Annotated in this window: 16 protein-coding genes; 6 read left to right on the top strand and 10 right to left on the bottom strand. The window is 72.6% G+C overall.

Annotated elements, in window-relative coordinates; translation table 11 throughout:
* Positions 1–109: 109 nt before the first annotated feature.
* Positions 110–1,072, bottom strand: coding sequence for a Bug family tripartite tricarboxylate transporter substrate binding protein (locus OZN99_RS11100; protein WP_270935280.1), 963 nt, complete (start codon positions 1,070–1,072; stop codon positions 110–112).
* A 127-nt stretch (positions 1,073–1,199) separates the two neighbouring features.
* Between OZN99_RS11100 and OZN99_RS11095 the strand changes: the two genes are divergently transcribed.
* Positions 1,200–2,099 (top strand): LysR family transcriptional regulator, encoded by a 900-nt coding sequence (locus OZN99_RS11095; RefSeq protein WP_270935279.1) that lies wholly within the window; start codon positions 1,200–1,202, stop codon positions 2,097–2,099.
* On the opposite strand, the gene OZN99_RS11090 is transcribed toward OZN99_RS11095, so the two are convergent.
* From OZN99_RS11090 to OZN99_RS11080, 3 genes are read right to left on the bottom strand one after another with little or no spacing between them, the layout of a single operon-like run.
* Complete coding sequence (locus OZN99_RS11090; RefSeq protein WP_270935278.1) at positions 2,083–2,493, bottom strand: aconitase X swivel domain-containing protein; 411 nt, start codon at positions 2,491–2,493, stop codon at positions 2,083–2,085. The genes OZN99_RS11095 and OZN99_RS11090 overlap by 17 nt on opposite strands.
* Entirely contained in the window at positions 2,490–3,773 is a 1,284-nt protein-coding gene (locus OZN99_RS11085) for an aconitase X catalytic domain-containing protein (protein ID WP_270935277.1), read from the bottom strand. The genes OZN99_RS11090 and OZN99_RS11085 overlap by 4 nt, the downstream gene beginning before the upstream one ends.
* Before the next feature lie 18 nt (positions 3,774–3,791).
* On the bottom strand, positions 3,792–5,111 hold the full coding sequence (locus OZN99_RS11080; protein ID WP_270935276.1) for an FAD-dependent oxidoreductase: 1,320 nt from the start codon (positions 5,109–5,111) through the stop codon (positions 3,792–3,794).
* Positions 5,112–5,290: 179 nt separating this feature from the next.
* On the opposite strand from OZN99_RS11080, the gene OZN99_RS11075 reads away from it, so the two are divergent.
* From OZN99_RS11075 to OZN99_RS11065, 3 genes are read left to right on the top strand one after another with little or no spacing between them, the layout of a single operon-like run.
* Complete coding sequence (locus tag OZN99_RS11075) at positions 5,291–6,355, top strand: amidohydrolase family protein (protein ID WP_270935275.1); 1,065 nt, start codon at positions 5,291–5,293, stop codon at positions 6,353–6,355.
* Positions 6,352–7,476 carry an amidohydrolase family protein gene (locus tag OZN99_RS11070; protein WP_270935274.1) on the top strand — a complete coding sequence of 375 codons (1,125 nt, stop codon included), beginning with the start codon at positions 6,352–6,354 and terminating at the stop codon, positions 7,474–7,476. The genes OZN99_RS11075 and OZN99_RS11070 overlap by 4 nt, the downstream gene beginning before the upstream one ends.
* Positions 7,473–7,874 carry a Rieske (2Fe-2S) protein gene (locus OZN99_RS11065; RefSeq protein ID WP_270935273.1) on the top strand — a complete coding sequence of 134 codons (402 nt, stop codon included), beginning with the start codon at positions 7,473–7,475 and terminating at the stop codon, positions 7,872–7,874. Before OZN99_RS11070 ends, OZN99_RS11065 begins: the two co-directional genes overlap by 4 nt.
* A gap of 4 nt (positions 7,875–7,878) precedes the next feature.
* On the opposite strand, the gene OZN99_RS11060 is transcribed toward OZN99_RS11065, so the two are convergent.
* Together OZN99_RS11060 and OZN99_RS11055 are read right to left on the bottom strand one after the other, a co-directional pair.
* On the bottom strand, positions 7,879–8,193 hold the full coding sequence (locus OZN99_RS11060) for a hypothetical protein (RefSeq protein ID WP_270935272.1): 315 nt from the start codon (positions 8,191–8,193) through the stop codon (positions 7,879–7,881).
* 23 nt (positions 8,194–8,216) lie between these two features.
* Positions 8,217–8,519, bottom strand: coding sequence for a hypothetical protein (locus tag OZN99_RS11055; protein WP_270935271.1), 303 nt, complete (start codon positions 8,517–8,519; stop codon positions 8,217–8,219).
* A 208-nt stretch (positions 8,520–8,727) separates the two neighbouring features.
* Here OZN99_RS11055 and OZN99_RS11050 point away from each other — a divergent pair, with 208 nt between their 5' ends.
* The gene (locus OZN99_RS11050) at positions 8,728–10,446 is read left to right on the top strand and encodes an L-lactate permease (protein WP_270935270.1); all 1,719 of its coding nucleotides are present in this window, start codon (positions 8,728–8,730) and stop codon (positions 10,444–10,446) included.
* 1 nt (position 10,447) lies between these two features.
* Here OZN99_RS11050 and OZN99_RS11045 read toward each other — a convergent pair whose 3' ends face one another.
* From OZN99_RS11045 to glpX, 4 genes are read right to left on the bottom strand one after another with little or no spacing between them, the layout of a single operon-like run.
* Positions 10,448–11,425, bottom strand: coding sequence for a Bug family tripartite tricarboxylate transporter substrate binding protein (locus tag OZN99_RS11045; RefSeq protein ID WP_270935269.1), 978 nt, complete (start codon positions 11,423–11,425; stop codon positions 10,448–10,450).
* Between the two features lie 2 nt (positions 11,426–11,427).
* Positions 11,428–12,441 carry a Gfo/Idh/MocA family protein gene (locus OZN99_RS11040; protein ID WP_270935268.1) on the bottom strand — a complete coding sequence of 338 codons (1,014 nt, stop codon included), beginning with the start codon at positions 12,439–12,441 and terminating at the stop codon, positions 11,428–11,430.
* 15 nt (positions 12,442–12,456) lie between these two features.
* Positions 12,457–14,235, bottom strand: coding sequence for a single-stranded-DNA-specific exonuclease RecJ (recJ, locus tag OZN99_RS11035; RefSeq protein ID WP_270935267.1), 1,779 nt, complete (start codon positions 14,233–14,235; stop codon positions 12,457–12,459).
* A gap of 31 nt (positions 14,236–14,266) precedes the next feature.
* The gene (glpX, locus tag OZN99_RS11030) at positions 14,267–15,280 is read right to left on the bottom strand and encodes a class II fructose-bisphosphatase (protein ID WP_270935266.1); all 1,014 of its coding nucleotides are present in this window, start codon (positions 15,278–15,280) and stop codon (positions 14,267–14,269) included.
* A gap of 345 nt (positions 15,281–15,625) precedes the next feature.
* Between glpX and OZN99_RS11025 the strand changes: the two genes are divergently transcribed.
* A partial coding sequence (locus OZN99_RS11025) for a hypothetical protein (protein WP_270935265.1) occupies positions 15,626–15,940 on the top strand: 315 nt, incomplete at its 3' end.

The raw sequence follows: 15,940 nt of genomic DNA, 5'->3' as shown, positions 1-15,940 counted from the left end.
GCGACGGCCGGGCGCGCCAGGCCGGCGGCCAGCGCGGCGCCGGCGCCCAGCGCGCCGCGGCGGGTGAAGCGGGTCATGCGGTGCCTCCCTCGGATCGGCTCGTTGCCCGTCACATAGGCTGGATGCCGCGGGCGCGCACCACCTCGCGCCAGCGTGGGATCTCCGTCTCCACCAGGCGGGCGAACTCGGCGGGGGTGGAGGCGACGGGCTCGAGGCCCATCTCGGCCATGCGCGCCGCCATGTCCGGCGCATGCACCACGGCGTGCACGTCCTGCTGCACCTGGTTCACAATGGCGGGCGGCGTGCCGGCGGGCGCCACCAGGCCGATGACGGAGAAGGCGGTGACGGCCGGGTAGTCCGCCATCATCAGCGGGATGGTTTCCGCACCCGGCACCGGGATGGAGCTGGATGCGGCGACCACGCGCAGCCGCCCCGCCTCCACCTGCGGGCGCATGGCGTGCCAGGGGTCGAGCATCAGCGGCACGCGCCCGGTCGTCACGTCGGCCAGCGCCGGCGCGCCGCCCTGGTAGGGCACATGCACGAAGTTCGCGCCGGATTCGGCGGCCAGCAGCTCCATGACCATGTGCATCACCGTGCCGATGCCGGGCGTCGCCACGGAGAGCCCGCCCGGCTGGCGCTTCGACAGCTCCACCACCTCGCGCAGGTTGCGCGCCGGCAGGTCCGGATGCGCCGCCAGCGCGACATGCGCGCGGCAGACCTGCGTGACATGGGCGAAGTCGCGCAGCGTGTCGTAGGGCAGGTCGCGCCGCAGCGCGGGGTTGATGGTGTGCGCGCTGATGACGAAGCCCAGCGTGTAGCCATCGGCCGGGGCGCGGGCGACCGCCTGGCTGCCGACGATGGTGCCCGCGCCGGGCCGGTTCTCGATCACCGTGCCCTGCCGCCAGCGCCCCTGCAGCCGCTCCGCCACCATGCGCGCGATGATGTCGGTTGCGCCACCCGGCGGGAACGGCACCAAGATGCGCACGGCGCGGTCGGGGAAGCTGCCCTGCGCCAGGGCAGGACGTGTCGCCAGCGCCGCCGCGCCGGCCGCCAGCAGGGTGCGCCGCTGCATCCTCGTCATCCTCCCGTACTTGTGTCGTTGAACTTCTTATCCGCCGCGAATCATGCCAGAAACCGTCGAACCGCGCAGCCAGCTTTCGCGGAACGCGAAAGCCGCCCCGGGGAGCCTCGCGCCGGCCTTGGACACGCTGCTCAACATCCGCGCCTTCCTCGCCACCGCCAGAGCCGGGTCGTTCAGCGCCGCGGCGCGGGAGCTCAACGTCGCGCCCTCCGTCGTCATCAAGCGCATCAACCGTCTGGAAGACCAGATGCGCGCGCGGCTGTTCCTGCGCTCCACGCGCCGGCTGACGCTGACCGAGGCCGGGGAGCGCGCGCGGCCGCGCTACCAGGCGATCCTGGCGGAGATCGAGGCGGCGCTGGCCGGCGGCATCGCCCCGCCGGATGGCGGCCCCGGGGGAGGCATCCAGGGCCATCTGCGCATCAAGGCGCCGACCACTTTCGGCATCCTGCGGCTCGGCGCCATCCTGCCGGAGTTCCAGCAGGCACATCCGCGCGTCACGGTGGAGGTCGTGCTGGTGGATCGCTCGGTGAACCCGGCGGAGGAGGGATTCGACATCGCGCTCGGCGCGCTGCCGGTCTCCTACGCGCATGTCGAGGACGTGCCGCTCTGCCCCTATCCGCGCGTGCTCTGCGCGGCGCCGGAGTACGTGGCGCGGCGCGGCGCGCCGCAGCGTCCCGCCGACCTGCCGGACCATGACTGCCTGACCTATGCGGCCACGGGCTCCACCTGGTCCTTCGCCAGCCCGCGCGGGCCGGTCACGGTGGATGTTCGGGCGCGGTTCAGCGCGAATGAGGGGCAGCTGCTGATGGCCGCCGCGCGGCGCGGCCTCGGCATCGCGGTGCTGCCCCAGGATGCGGCCGCAGCGGCGCTGGAGGAGGGCACGCTGGTGGCTCTGATGCCGGAGTATCCGGTCGCGCCGCTCTGGCTGAAGGCGCTGGTGCCGGAAGGGCGCCGGGGGCGCGCGCCGGTGAAGGCGCTGCTGGACTGGCTGCGGGAGAAGCTCAGCGCGCCTTCGTGACCTCAACGCGGCCGGCATCCGCGTCCACCACGACATGATCGCCGGTCTCGATGACCTCCAGCGGGTCCCGGTCCAGCTCCGTCATCGCCGGCACGCGCAGCACCACCGCGCCCAGCGCGACCTTGGTGGAGATGCGGTTGAACAGCAGCGCGCGCGGCGCCTGCCCGGCCAGGCGCGCGAGGTGGAAGTAGTGCGACCAGGCGGAGCTGCCCTTGGCGCCCGGGAAGACCAGCACCTTGCCGGCGAAGCTCTGCCCGGCGAGCTCGTGGCGGCGTTCGATGATGGTGCCCTGGCGCGGATCCATGCCGCCCCAGCCGGAGATGGTGTCGCGCGTCACCAGCGCCTCGCCCTCGGCGCGGCCCGGCGTCACGCGGCGGCCGTGCAGGACGATCACGCCACCCCCCCGTGCCAATGGCCGGTCACCGCAGCGTCCACGCAGTCCTCCACGCTGCCGAACCAGCACTGCACGCCGGTGATCGCCGGCAGGTAATGCGCCTGCTTGGCGCTGTCCGTCGCCACCACCTTCGTGCCCTTCGGCACGACGCGGGAGATTGCGGGGCAGGTGTCGGAGAGCAGTTCGCCGCCGGCGGCGCGGATCGCCGCACCATGGCCGCTCGCCTCCGCCACCTCGGCCAGGGCGCGCGGCGCGAAGACCCAGAGCGCGGAGGAGGGCGAGACGCGCCGCCCCTCCAGCGCGCGCACCACGCGCAGCACCTGCTCCACCGAGTTGTGCGGACAGCCCAGCATGACGAAGTCCACCGCGCGGTCCCGGGCGGAGCCGTTCAGCGCCTCGTAGGCCCAGCGCCGCTGCGCCGCGCCGTAGCGCAGCGCATGCGGCGCGCCATTGCCGCGGAAGGCGCTCTCGCCATCCGGCGCCTCCGGCGTCACGCCCGGCACGTGGTACATCTCGACGCCGCCCGAGGACGCCGCCGCGGCGCCGAAATGCTTGAGGTGGATCAGCGAGGGCCGGCCATGCAGCCGGCCTTCCACCACCGGGATGCCGTCCTGCACCGCCTCCCCGACCCAGTAGCCCAGCAGGCCCCAGTCCAGCATCTCGGCGGGCAGGTCCACATCCACCTCGACCAGATGCGTGCCCGCGCGGTTCTCCGGGATGTGCAGGCCCCAATAGGGGATGCGCCGGGTGATCGCCGCGGCGCCGGTGCTCTCGCGCCCCTCGGTGTTGGTGCGCGCGCCGCAGACGGCGTTGGCATAGACGACGGCGGAGGATTCCATCCAGGCCAGGTGCTCGCCGAACACCGGCACGACGCCGACCTGGTAGGGCGTGCAGGTGGCGTGCATGGCCACCCCCTTCGCGCCGAAATGGCGCTCCCCCGCCTCGTTCAGCGCCGCGGTCTCCGGCGCGATGCCCAGTACGCCGGGCCGCTTCCGGTCCAGCCCGCCGATCAGCTGGCAGGCCAGCGTCTCCATCGGCGGGGTCGGCACGACCTCGTCGCTGTCCAGGTTGAACTCGGAGAACACCGCATCCATCCCGCGCGCGGCGTAGTCCCGCACGATCGGGTTCGCCGCGGACCAGGTTCCCGCAACCGAATTGGTTTCCACGAGGCGTTCGGCGCCCAGCGCCTCGCCATAGCGGACCAGCAACTCCATGGCCTTGCGGTGCGCGGGCCCCTTCGCCCCGTCCAGCATGGCCTTCTCGGCGTCGGTGAGCTTCATCGGTGCTGCCGCGGGCCCTCAGTTGTAGCGGGGGCCCTCCCCCTCGACGTTGTCCTTCACGCGCGCAACCAGCGCGGCGGTGTCGATCTGCTGTACGCTGCCGCTGCCGGCCAGGTCCAGCGCATGCGCCGCCGCAGCGCCCATGGCGATGCCAGGTCCCATGACCCGCACCGAGGAGAGCGCCGCCGCGTCGCCGTCGATGCAACGGCCCGCAGCCACCACGTTCTGCGCCTCGGCCGGCACCAGGGACCCGAAGGGAACGTAGTGCATGTGCTCCGGCGGGAACGGCTCCCAGATATAGCCCTCGGCGTGGCTGTGCAGCTCGATCGGCCAGGCGGTGCGCGCGACGGCATCGGGGAAGCGCGTGCCGTTCCGCACCTGCTCCGCCGTCAGCTGCTGCCGGCCGACGATCCACCGCGTCTGGCGGATGCCGGGATAGCCATAGGTGCGCACGCGCGCCCGGCCGAAGGCCTCGGGATACTCGCTCTTCAGGAAGTTGATCGCGATGTCCGCCTCGTGCCGGCCGACCAGGGAGCAGCGCGAGAAGGCCAGCGGTTCCAGCGGCGTCTCGATATGCGTCATGTTCACCAGCGCGATGCCGCGCCCGACGAAGGGGAAGGCGAAGCCGTCGTGGCGCAGCATGCCGTAGCGCGCCGCGACCTCCGCCTGGCGGGCGGCGAGCTCCTCGCGCGTCGGCAGCGCCGCCTCGTTCACATGTTCCAGCACCACCATCTGCGTGCCGTAGATCGTGCCGTCGCCGAATTCGCGGCAGGCGAAGCCGGCCTGCCAGCACAGCGCCGCGTCGCCGGAGGCATCCACGAAGCCGGTCGCGCGCACCCGCACGTCGCCGTGGCGATGGGCGAAGCGGACCTCCCGGATGCGGCCGCCGCCCTCGACATCGACCTCCCGCATCACGGCGCCGAGCAGCACGGTGATGCCGGCCTTGCGCACCGCCTCCTCGATCCAGCGGGCCAGCGCGATCTCGTCGTAGAGCACCACCTTGTGGGGCGGGCCGCGGCGCCAGTGCAGCGCCTTCTGCGCCTCGAGGTCGCGCAGGATGTCGTCGGCGATGCCGCGCGTCAGCTGGTAGCCGTCGAAGCCGTTGGAGAAGAGCCCGGCGAAGAGCCCGATTACGGAATTCACGGCCTGCCCGCCCAGCACCGGCAGGGTGTCCGCCAGGATCACCCGGCGGCCCAGCCGGGCGGCTTCCAGCGCCGCGGAGATCCCGGCGATGCCGGCGCCAACCACGCAGATATCGGCTTCCGCCAGTACGGCCGCCGCGCCGCGGTCCCGCCGCACGATCCGCGTCGCCGTCGAGGGCACCGCCTGCACCGCCATCCTCGTCCTCCCCCGGGAACCTTGCCCGACCCGGTATCTCGCGCGCCAGGGCGGAAACAACCCCTCTCCCGCGCGCACAGCTTTCGCGAATCGCGCAAGATGCCGGCGCCGCTTCACGCCGGCGGACGGATCGGCCGGCGGGCAGTATAGAGGCACGGCAACGGAGGAACCGAGCCAGGATGCACCCCCTGACGGGCGCCGTGGATTGCGACCTGCACCCCGACCTGCCCCCGGTGGCGGCGCTGCTGCCCTATCTGGAGGGCCACTGGGCCGATGCCATGGTGGAACGCGGGATCGAGAGCCTGGAGACCGCGAGCTACCCGCCCAACGTGCCGCTGGCCGCCCGCCCGGACCGCCGCCCCCTGCTGGGCACCGGCGTCGCCGGCTTGGCGGGCGCCACGCTGGATGCCTGGGGGCTTTCCGCCGGCATCCTGAACCCGCTGCTCGGCGTGCATCTGGTGTTCAACCAGGACATGGCGGTGGCGCTGGCCCGCGCGCTGAACGAGTGGATCGCCCGCGAGTGGCTGGACCGCGACGCGCGGCTGCGCGCCTCCATCGTCGTGCCGCTGCAATCCGTCCCCGACGCGGTGGAGGAGATCGAGCGCCGCGCCGCCGATCCGCGTTTCGTGCAGGTCCTGGTGCCCGCGATGTGGGAGGTGCCGTACGGCCGCCGCAGCCTCTGGCCGGTCTGGGAAGCCGCGGCGCGGCATCGCCTCCCCGTCGGCATCCATGCCGGCAGCGCCTATCGCCACCCGCCCACCTCGCTGGGCTGGCCCAGCTACTACGCCGAGGACTATGCGGCGCAGTCGCTTGGCTTCCAGAGCCAGGTCGGCAGCCTGATCACCGAGGGCGTCTTCCAGCAGATCCCGGACCTGACGGTGGTGCTGATCGAATCCGGCGTGACCTGGCTGCCGAGCTACCTGTGGCGGCTGGCGAAGTTCTGGCGCGGCGTCCGCAGCGAGGTGCCCTGGCTGGCGGAGAGCCCGGCCGCCGTCGCGCGCCGCCACATCCGCCTGACCACCGCGCCCTTCGACGCGCCGGAGGACGCCGATACGGTCGGCCGCCTGATGGACCAGCTGGGATCGGAGGAGATGCTGCTCTTCGCCTCCGACTGGCCGCACTGGCAGTGGGACGGCGCCGCGCCGCCGCTGCCCGCCGGCATCCCGCCCGCGCTCGCCGCCAAGCTGACGCGGGCCAACCCGCGTTCCACCTATCCCCGCCTGGCCGCGGAGGTACCGGCATGAACGAGCTGACGACGACCCGCGCGGAGGCCGTGAAGGCCACGCGCACCCCGCTGGTGGATTGCGACATCCATCCGCGCCTGCCCCATCCCACCGCGTTGAAGCCCTATCTCTCCGCGCGCTGGTGGCAGCACCACGTCACCTATGGCCGCCGCGTGCGGCATGGCTACGTGAAGGGCCACCCCTACCCGAAGGCGCATCCGGTGGACGGGATGCGGCGCGACGCCTTCCCGCCCGGCGGCGGGATGCCGGGCGGCGACCTGGACTTCATGCGCGCGCAATACCTCGACCCCTGCGGCGTGACGCATGGGGTGATGAACGTGCTTTCGCCGACCGGCGCGGGCGAGAGCAACGCCGACTACGCCGCGGCGCTGGCCACCGCCGTGAACGATTGGCAGGTGGAGGAATGGGTGCGGCGGGAGCCGCGGCTGCACGCCTCGGTCTGCGTGCCCTACGAGGACCCGGAGGCCAGCGCGCGGGAGATCCGCCGGCGCGCCGGCGACCCCGCCTTCTGCCAGGTGCTGCTGCTGTCCCGCACCGCGGAGGCGCTGGGCCGCCGCCGCTACTGGCCGATCTACGAGGCGGCGCAGGAGGCCGGGCTGCCCATCGGCATCCATGTCTTCGGCTATGCCGGCTACGCCGCCACCAGCACGGGCTGGCCGAGCTTCTACATCGAGGAGATGGCGGAGCACGGCACCTCCTGCTCCGCGCTGCTGACCTCCTTCGTCTTTGAGGGGGTGTTCGAGCGATTCCCGAAGCTGAAGGTCGTGCTGATCGAGGCCGGCTTCGCCTGGCTGCCCAGCCTCGCCTGGCGGCTCGACAAGGTCTGGGCGCGGATGCGCGACGAGGTGCCGCACGTGACCCGCCCGCCGTCGGAGGTGCTGCGCAGCCATGTCTGGGTGACGACGCAGCCGATGGAGGAGCCGGACCCGCCGAAGCTGCAGCATCTGCTGGACACCATGCGCTGGATCGGCCGGGACCGGATCATGTTCGCCTCCGACTACCCGCATTGGGATTTCGACGACCCGGACCGCGCCCTGCCGCATGCGATGGACCCCGCCGACAAGGCCGCGATCCGCCACGGCAACGCCGCCGCGGTCTATGCCTTCGCGCGAGGGGGATGATGGCCAAGGTGGTGGTCGCGCCGGTGGCGGAGATGCCGCCGGGCAGTCGCAGGCGGATACAGACCGAAACGCGCGCCATCGCCGTGTTCAACGTCGGCGGCGAGTTCTTCGCCATCAACGATCGCTGCCCGCATGGTGGCGGAAGCCTCTCCTGCGGCGTGCTCACCGGCCTCGTGGAAAGCGACGGCCCCGGTCGCTATCGCTACTCCCGCAAGGGCGAGATCCTGCGCTGCCCTTGGCATGCCTGGGAATTCGACCTGCGCACCGGGCGCTCCGTCTGCGATCCCGCGCGCATGAAGGTGCGCCAGTGGCCCGCCCGGGTGGAGCCCGGCGCGGCGCTGGCGGCGGAGACCTTCCCGGTCTCGGTCGAGGACGACTACGTGGTGGTGGAGGCCTGACGGCTCACGCCCCCGGGAAGCGCTCCGGCCTGGTGCGGTGGCGACGCCGCGCGCGCCAGCGGGCACGGGCCTCGACCAGCGCCGGCAGCATCAACAGCGGCGCGGTGAGCAGCGCCAGCACGCCGAAGGCCGCGCCCCAGGCGCGCCCGCCGAGCACCAGCGCCGCGCCCGCCAGGGTCCAGGTCGCGCCATTGGCCGCGATGCCGAGCGCGAACATCCAGCGCAGGCGGTTCAGCCGCCTGGCCCGTGCCTCCGGATCCTCCTGGATCGTCCAGGGCGTCCCGCCGGCGCCCACCTCGTAGAGACGCCGCTCATCCACCCGGAAGGGCGGAGGAGGCTCCGTCAGCGGCGGATGACCACGAAATGGACGGGCTGGCCCTGGCGCCGGGCGCGGCGCAGCCGCCACCAGATGGAGCCCGCGCCGATCGCGCCGGCCACCAGCAGCACCGGCAGCGCCAGGGCGGCGAACATGATCGCCACGGCGGCCAGCACCAGCCCGCCGGCCGCCAGCGCGACCAGCAGCGCGATGCCGCCGACACGGCCCAGGATGCGGTCGAGCGTGCCGGCGCGCGGCGGTGGGGCGGGTTCGCGGAACTCGCCCTCGGGGGTCATGTCCAGCACGGGCGGACGGCGGTGCGTGTCCATGCCGCGCATGTTGCCCGGGCGGGGCGCAGGTTCAAGACCGGGCACCGCCGGCCCCGGACCGGCTGCGTGACGAAAAGTCACGATACGCTGAGAAGAACGACGCAGCGCGGGACCCGCCGGGAACCGGCCCGACCGTGGTGCGCCGTGACGGGCGGAACCACCCGCGCGACAGCCCGACAGGCCGCGCGAAACCCTGGGATCGCGCAGCATGCCCTGGCAACAATTCTACGACCCCTTCGGCTCCATCCTGCTCTCTGCCCTGATCGCCGCCATCCCCGTGGCGGTGATGCTGGTGGCGCTGGCCTTCCTGCATGTGCGCGCGCATCTCGCGGCCATCTCGGCGCTCGTCGTCGCGGTGCTGGTGGCGGTGGTGGTGTTCGGCATGCCGGCCGGCCTGGCGGGCCGCGCGGCGGCGCTCGGCGTCGCCTCGGGCCTGTTCCCGATCGGCTGGATCGTGCTGAACATCATCTTCCTCTACCGCCTCACCGTCGCCAACGGTTCCTTCGCCGTGCTGCAGGAGAGCATCGCCGGCGTCACGCCGGACCGCCGCCTGCAGCTGCTGCTGATCGCCTTCGCCTTCGGCGCCTTCTTCGAGGGCGCGGCCGGCTTCGGCACGCCGGTCGCGGTCACGGCGGCGCTGCTGATCGGGCTCGGCTTCTCGCCGCTCGCGGCCTCCGGCCTGTCGCTGATCGCGAACACCGCGCCGGTGGCCTATGGCGCGCTGGGCACGCCGGTGATCGCGCTGGCCGGGGTGACGGGCCTCGACCTGCTCGACCTCTCGGCGATGATCGGGCGGCAATTGCCCTTCTTCTCGGTGCTGGTGCCCTTCTGGCTGATCTGGGCCTTCGCCGGCTGGCGCGGCATGATCGAGATCTGGCCAGCCATCCTGGTCACCGGCGTCAGCTTCGCCGTGCCGCAGTTCCTCGTCTCCAACTTCCACGGGCCGTGGCTGGTGGACGTGATCGCGGCGCTGGTCTCCATGGCGTGCCTCGCGGGCTTCCTGCGCATCTGGCGCCCGCGGAAGATCTGGACCAGCCCGAGCCTGCGCGCGCGCGACACGGCCGATCCCTATGCGCCGCAGGCGCCGCAGCCGGCCTCGACGCCCCTGCCCCACCCGACCGGGCTGCCCGATGCCGGCGGCGCGGCGACGGCGAGCTTCAGCGGCTCCGTCGCGCTGGCCTGGATGCCCTGGATCGTCCTGACTGTCTTCGTCTTCCTATGGGGCCTGCAATCCGTGAAGGGCGTGCTGAACGCCCTCTGGGGTCCGAGCTTCCCGATCGAGGGGTTGCACCGGATGGTGGTGAAGGTACCGCCCGTGGTGGCGCAGCCGACGCCGGAAGGCGCGGTCTATGCCTTCAACCTGCTGTCCATGACGGGCACCGGAATCCTGCTGGCGGCGGTGGGTGCAGGCCTCGCCATGGGCTTCTCGCCGCTCGGGCTGCTGAGGGAATACGGGCGCACGCTGAACGCCGTGAAGCTCTCGCTGCTGACCATCGCGGCGATGCTCGGGCTCGGCTACCTCACGCGCTATTCCGGGCTGGACGCGACGATGGGCCTGGCCTTCGCCAATACCGGCGTCCTCTACCCGCTGTTCGGCACGCTGCTGGGCTGGCTGGGCGTGGCGCTGACCGGATCGGACACGGCGTCCAACGTGCTGTTCGGCGGTCTGCAGCGCATCACCGCGGAGCAGATCGGCCTTTCTCCGGTGCTGATGGCCAGCGCCAATTCCTCGGGCGGCGTGATGGGCAAGATGATCGACGCGCAGAGCATCGTTGTCGCATCCACCGCGACCAACTGGTTCGGGCACGAGGGGGACATCCTGCGCTACGTCTTCTTCCACTCCATCGCGCTGGCGGTGCTGGTGGGGCTGCTGGTGACAGCGCAGGCCTATCTCTGGCCGTTCACGGAACTGGTGGTGGGCGGATAGCTCATCGCGACGCGCTGTTCACCCGCCGCCCGATGTCCTGCGCGATGCGCGCCTGCTCCGCGACGAACACCGCGAAGCGGTCGGGCGGCATCGCGACGCCTTCCAGGCCAAGCGTGTCGAATTGCTGGCGCACATCGGGGTCGGCCACCGCGGCGGCGACGGCGGCGTGGACGCGGCTCACGATGGGCGCCGGCGCGCCGGCCGGCATCCACAGGCCGAACCAGTTCACCACCTCGAAGCCCGCCAGCCCCTGTTCCTGCATGGTCGGCACGTCCGGCAGGCCGCGCCAGCGCCGCGCGCCGGTGATGGCGAGGCAGCGCAGCCGGCCGGCGCGCACGTGCTCCAGCGCGATCTGCGTGCCGACGAAGAACATGTCCACGCGGCCGGCCAGCAGGTCCGTCGTGCCCTCCGCGACGCCGCGATACGGCACGGAGAGGATGTCCGTCCCCGTCATCGCCTTCATCAGCTCGGCCGGGATGTGGCTGGCCGTGCCGTTGCCGGCGTTCACATAGGTCAGCCGCCCGGGGTCGCGCCGCGCCAGCGCGATCAGTTCCTGCAGGTTGGCCGCCTGCACCGAGGGATGCACCACCAGCGCCTGGCCGAAATTCTGCGCCGCCAGCGTCACATGGGTGAAGTCGCGCACCGGGTCGTAGGTGACGTTGTCGTTGAAGGGCGGGATGTTGGTGTGCGACGCCGTGGTGAACAGCCACGTGTAGCCATCCGCCGGCTGGCGCGCGACATAGGCCGTGCCGACCAGCCCGCCGCCGCCGGCGCGGTTCTCCGTGATCACGGGCTGGCCGAGCGCCGCCTGCAGCTTCGGCCCGATGGCACGCAGGATCAGGTCGGGCGGCCCGCCGGGCGGCGAGGGCACCACGGCGCGGATCGGCCGGTTCGGGAACTCCGCCGGCTGCGCCTGCGCCACGCCGCCGGCGAGGCCGACCGCACCCAGCATCCAGTGGCGTCGCGTGATCCGCGCCATGCTCAGGCCCCCTCCACCCGCACCGGCCCCTGCGCGGCGATGGAGGCCATGATCGCCTCCAGCACCGCCACGTTGTGCACGGCATCGCCGCCCGGCAGCGCCAGCGGCCTGCGCGCGGCAGCGTGGCGCGCGAAATCCTCGAGCTCGGCGCGCTCCGTGCTGGTCTTCGCGAAGGTCAGCACCTCCGGCCGCTGCTTCACGCCGATATTGTCGCGGTCGATGCGGCAGAGCTTCAGGTCCCAGGTGTGCAGGTGCTCGACATCGCCCACCTCGACCCAGGCATTGCTGCCGAACACCTGCATCCGCCAGGTCTCCGCGGTGGCGATCACCGTGCCGAGGTAGCCCGTCGCGCCATTCGCGAAGCGGAACAGCATGGAGGTCGTGTCGTCCATGCCGAAATCCTGCACCAGGCGGAAGCTCTGCGCCGTCACCTGCGCGATCGGGCCGGCCAGGTAGAGCATCGCGTCCACCACATGCACGCCGCGCCCGGTCATGCCGCCGGCCGGCCCCTCGTTGCGGTCGTGCCGCCAGTGGCCCTGCGGGAAGCGGTAGGCGCTGGGCCCGCAGAAATTGCCTTCGATGTGCAGCACGCGGCCCAGCGCGCCCTCCTCCACCATCCGCCGGATCGTCTGCAGCGCGGGCTGGTGGCGCCAGTTGTAGCCGACGCCGAGCGTCACGCCGGCGGCCGCGCAGGCCTCCGCCGCGCGCCGCGCCTCGGCCGCGTTCACGCCGAGCGGCTTCTCGGTGAAGACATGCTTGCCGGCCTGCGCCGCGGCGACGACCTGGCCGGTGTGCTGGGTGTGCGGGGTCGCGAGCACCACCGCGTCGATCTCCGGGTCGGCCAGCGCGGCCTCGTAGGAGGGCAGCATGGCGATGCCGTGCTGCGCGGCGAAGTCGCGCGCCTTCTCCGGCGTGCGCGTCGCGCCGGCGACGAAGCGGATGGCGTCGGAGCCCTGCGCGTTGCGGACCAGGTTCTGGCCCCAGCTGCCCATCCCGATGATGGCGGCGCGGATCATGCAGTCATGTCCCTTCTACACGCCCGCCGCATCCACCACGTGCAGGCAGGCGGTGACGTTGTCGTTCCAGCTCTCGGCGCGCAGGTGCCCGGCCAGGTGGAGCAGCCCGCCGCCGAGCAGCGCCTGCGCCAGCGGGCCTTCCTTGGCGCGGAAGCAGATCGCCTTCAGGCGCGGCCCGCCGCCCTCGCCTTCCAGGAAGGCGCGCACCGTGTTGCCTTCCTTGCCGACGCGGTCGGCGCGCACCACGCGCGCGCGGCCGAGCACGAAGACCGGCTCCTCGTTGCCGGCGCCGAAGGGCGCAAGCCGCGCCACCTCCTGCGCCATGGCCACCGTGGCGCCCTGCACGCCGAGCGTGCCTTCCACCGGCAGGTCCGCCGCGGAGGGCAGGCCCGCCGCCTGGGAGAGGCGCTCGTCCAGGAAATCGTGCAGCTCCGGCCCGCGCAGCTGGCGGAAGGAGAAGCCGGCCGCCATGGCGTGGCCGCCGCCGGTCTCCAGCAGGCCGGATTGCCGCGCCGCGATGATCGCGGCACCCAGGTCGATCCCCGGCACCGAACGGCCCGAGCCCTTGGCCAGCCCGCCCGCCAGGCCCGCGACGCAGGCCGGGCGGTTGAACTTCTCCTTGATGCGGCCGGCAACGATGCCGACCACGCCGGGATGCCAGCCCTCGCCGGTCACCAGGATCACCGGATGGCCGCGGTCGGCCTGCGCCGCCGCCGCGTCCATGGCGGCGGAGAGCACCTCGCCCTCCACCTCCTGCCGGCGGCGGTTCACCGCATCCAGCGTCTCCGCCATGGCGCGCGCCTCGACCGGGTCGTCCTCCACCAGCAGGCGCAGGCCGAGGTCGGATTCCGCGATGCGGCCGGAGGCGTTGATGCGCGGGCCGAGCAGGAAGCCGAGCGTGTGGGCGCTCGGCGCGTCCTTCGCCTGCGCCACCTCGAGCAGCGCGGCGATGCCAGGCCGCTCCCGCCGCGCCATCACCTTCAGCCCCTGCGCGACCAGCGCGCGGTTGAGGCCGGTCAGCGGCATCACGTCGCAGACCGTGGCCAGCGCGACCAGGTCCAGGTAGCGCTTCAGGTCGGGTTCCGGCCGCGCGGCGAAGGCGCCGCGGCGGCGCAACTCGCGCAGCGTCGCCACGCCGGCCAGGAAGGCGACGCCGGCGGCGCAGAGCTGGCGCAGCCCGCTGTCGCAATCCAGCCGGTTCGGGTTCACCGCGGCGCGCACGCGCGGCACCGGGCCTTCCGCCTTGTGGTGGTCCAGGATGACGATGTCGGCACGGTTGTGCGCGACGGCCAGCGCCTCCTGCGCGGCGATGCCGCAATCCACGGTGACGATCAGCGTCGCGCCGCGGTCGCACAGCGTGCGGATCGCGGCGGGGTTGGGGCCGTAGCCTTCCTCGATGCGGTCGGGAACGTAGTGGCTGACGCGGCAGCCGAGTTCGCGCAGCAGCCGCACCATCAGCGCGCCGGAACAGGCGCCATCCACGTCGTAGTCGCCGAACACGGCCACCGCCTCGTTGCGCTGCGCGGCATCGGCCAGGCGCGCCGCGGCCGCGTCCATGTCGCGCAGGCAGGACGGGTCGGGCAGCAGCGCGCGCAGCGTCGGCTCGAGGAAATGCGGCGCGTCGTCGATACCGACGCCGCGCGCCGCCAGCAGGCGCCCGACGATCTCCGGCAGGCCGAGGCGCTGCGCGATGCCGAGCCCGGTACGCGCCTCCCCGCCGCGCCAGATCCAGCGCCGCCCGGTGGCCGAGCGTTCGACGCCCAGAACCGCCTGGCCAGGGAAGCCGTCCATCATCGGCGCGTCGCCGCCGGCAGCCCTGCAGCCCTCACGCCACGAAGGCGCTCGGCTTCAGCGCGAAGTTGTGGTGCCCCTCCACGTAGCGGACCGTGCCGGACTTCGACCGCATGACGATGGAATGCGTCACCGCGCCGCTGCCGAAATGGCGCACGCCGCGCAGCATCGGGCCCGTGGTGACGCCGGTGGCGGCGAACATCACCTCGCCCTTCGCCATCTCCTCCAGCGTGTAGATGTGATTGGGGTCGGTGACGCCCATCTCCCGCGCGCGGGCGATCTGCTCATCGTTCTCGAACAGCAGGCGGCCCTGCATCTGGCCGCCGATGCAGCGCAGCGCCGCGGCCGCCAGCACGCCTTCCGGCGCACCGCCGGAGCCCATGTAGATGTCGACGCCGGTATCGGGCTGGGAGACGGCCACCACGCCGGAGACGTCGCCATCCGGGATCATCATGATGCGCGCGCCCGCGGCGCGGCAGCGCTTCACGATCTCCTTGTGGCGGTCGCGGTCCAGCAGGCAGACGACCAGGTCGGTGACGGAGCGGCGCTTCGCCTTCGCCAGCTCGCGCAGGTTCTCCTCCACGCTCGCCTCCAGGCTCACCACGCCGTCCGGCAGGCCGGGGCCGACCGCCAGCTTGTCCATGTAGATGTCGGGCGCGTGCAGGAAGCCGCCCTTCTGCGCCAGCGCGACGGTCGCCATGGCGTTCGGCCCGCCCTTGGCGGTGATGGAGGTGCCCTCCAGCGGATCGACAGCGATGTCGACCTCCTGACCGCCGCCGGACTTGGCGTAGAGCCCGACCTTCTCGCCGATGTAGAGCATCGGCGCCTCGTCCATCTCGCCCTCGCCGATCACCACCGTGCCGGTGATGGCCACCGTGTCGAAGGCCTTGCGCATGGCTTCCACCGCCGCGCCGTCGGCGGCGTTCTTGTCGCCGCGGCCCATCCAGCGGCTGGCCGCCAGCGCCGCCGCCTCGGTCACGCGCACCAGCTCCAGCGCCAGGTTGCGGTCCACATGGACCTGCGGGTCGTCATGGTGATGCTGGGCCATCGCGTCGTCCTCCGTAATCGGTTCGCAAGGTAGCGCAGCCCTGCGGCGGCGCAGCCCCCCTTCGTGCCTGCGCTTCCTGCCCCGAACCGAACGCCCGGGGAAGGGCGGCGCGAGCCGGGACCCGCCGGACCGCCCCGCTGTCGGTGCGTCGCCTCCTCCGGCGGCCGGGCCGTTCCACCTTGCGACGTATTCACCGCCCGGCATTTATTCGATCATGATTAATTACCATATCTTTGAAATAGTCTCTCGGAGCCAGTCACGGACAGGCGAAGGCCGTGACCCTCCGGAGGGAGGCGGATGGCAAAGCCGCGGGCCGGACCGCCCGCGCAGCGGAAGGAGACCGTCATGTCCGAGGCGATGAACCTGCTCGATGTCGGCGGGCTCGGCCATGGCAGGAAGGCCTGGCGACAGCATCGGAAGATCGACGCGCTGAAGGAGATCCTGCAGCATTACTTCCAGGGCGAAGTCCAGCACCTCTCCGAGCACGACAAGATCGAGATCTGGGATGCCGCGACGGCGATCCGCTACGCCTGCCACAAGACGGAGATGAAGCAGGAGCGCGAGGCGGCGAAGGCCGCGCTGGTCGGCACGACCACGGCCGTCGGTGCCGTGGCCGGCGCGGTGGCCGGCGCCGGCGCCGGCGGGCTGGTCGGCGGCGGC

The sequence above is a fragment of the Falsiroseomonas oryzae genome (assembly GCF_027856955.1).
Lineage (GTDB): Bacteria > Pseudomonadota > Alphaproteobacteria > Acetobacterales > Acetobacteraceae > Falsiroseomonas > Falsiroseomonas oryzae.
The sequence above is the reverse complement of the archived record's forward strand: the minus strand, read 5'-3'. Positions and strand labels throughout refer to the sequence as shown.

Coding starts and splice junctions, on each gene's coding strand:
- OZN99_RS11085 (WP_270935277.1), bottom strand. CDS start 3,773: ATGAAGCTCACCGACGCCGAGAAGGCCATGCTGGACGGGGCGAAGGGG.
- OZN99_RS11065 (WP_270935273.1), top strand. CDS start 7,473: ATGATGGCCAAGGTGGTGGTCGCGCCGGTGGCGGAGATGCCGCCGGGC.
- recJ (WP_270935267.1), bottom strand. CDS start 14,235: ATGATGGACGGCTTCCCTGGCCAGGCGGTTCTGGGCGTCGAACGCTCG.
- OZN99_RS11050 (WP_270935270.1), top strand. CDS start 8,728: ATGCCCTGGCAACAATTCTACGACCCCTTCGGCTCCATCCTGCTCTCT.
- OZN99_RS11055 (WP_270935271.1), bottom strand. CDS start 8,519: ATGGACACGCACCGCCGTCCGCCCGTGCTGGACATGACCCCCGAGGGC.
- OZN99_RS11070 (WP_270935274.1), top strand. CDS start 6,352: ATGAACGAGCTGACGACGACCCGCGCGGAGGCCGTGAAGGCCACGCGC.
- OZN99_RS11040 (WP_270935268.1), bottom strand. CDS start 12,441: ATGATCCGCGCCGCCATCATCGGGATGGGCAGCTGGGGCCAGAACCTG.
- OZN99_RS11075 (WP_270935275.1), top strand. CDS start 5,291: ATGCACCCCCTGACGGGCGCCGTGGATTGCGACCTGCACCCCGACCTG.
- OZN99_RS11045 (WP_270935269.1), bottom strand. CDS start 11,425: ATGGCGCGGATCACGCGACGCCACTGGATGCTGGGTGCGGTCGGCCTC.
- OZN99_RS11080 (WP_270935276.1), bottom strand. CDS start 5,111: ATGGCGGTGCAGGCGGTGCCCTCGACGGCGACGCGGATCGTGCGGCGG.
- OZN99_RS11100 (WP_270935280.1), bottom strand. CDS start 1,072: ATGCAGCGGCGCACCCTGCTGGCGGCCGGCGCGGCGGCGCTGGCGACA.
- glpX (WP_270935266.1), bottom strand. CDS start 15,280: ATGGCCCAGCATCACCATGACGACCCGCAGGTCCATGTGGACCGCAAC.